Source organism: Pseudomonas sp. 43(2021), from assembly GCF_017490805.1.
GTDB lineage: Bacteria > Pseudomonadota > Gammaproteobacteria > Pseudomonadales > Pseudomonadaceae > Aquipseudomonas.
Genome location: NZ_JAFGYJ010000235.1, coordinates 1 through 538 on the forward strand (window position 1 = coordinate 1; position 538 = coordinate 538).

1 pseudogene is annotated in these 538 nt (G+C 62.5%); it reads right to left on the minus strand.

Annotated features, from left to right (window positions below):
• Positions 1 to 9 precede the first annotated feature (9 nt).
• Positions 10 to 538: pseudogene (locus J5M71_RS26940) on the minus strand (terpene utilization protein AtuA); the annotation flags it as partial.

Sequence of the window (538 nt, forward strand, 5' to 3'; positions counted from 1 at the left end):
CACCATCCTCTAGTCGAGCTGTTCGGCGATGCTTTGCGGCACCGGGATCTGGATTTCCAATAGTTGCTGGGCGAAGGCTTTGCCTTGCGGGTCGATGCGCAGACTCGCGACGCCGCCACCGCCGAGGGCGTTTTCCAAAAGAAAATTAAGGCTGTGGGTGCCGGGCAGATACCAGCGTTCGACACGCCCGAGAAGCGGATCGAGGACGTGGCGCATCCAGTCGACCACCACCGAAGGGGTCAGCGCTTCGGCGATCCATGGCAGGTAATCGGGATGGCGCGGCATCACGCCGATGTTGCTGTGATTGCCCTTGTCGCCGGAGCGCGCCACCGCCAGTTTCACCAACGGCACACTGGCATCGGCGCGGCCCTGGGGTTTGGGTGGCTGATGGGCGAGCGGCAAATCGGCGCTGTCGAGGGCCACTGGGTCGGGGAGGGCGCAAGGATGACGCTCACCGGCCATGTCGATTTGCAGCGTGCAGGCATTTTTATCTATGAGAAATGAGAACAGGCGGATGACCGGGTACACGGTCGGACGT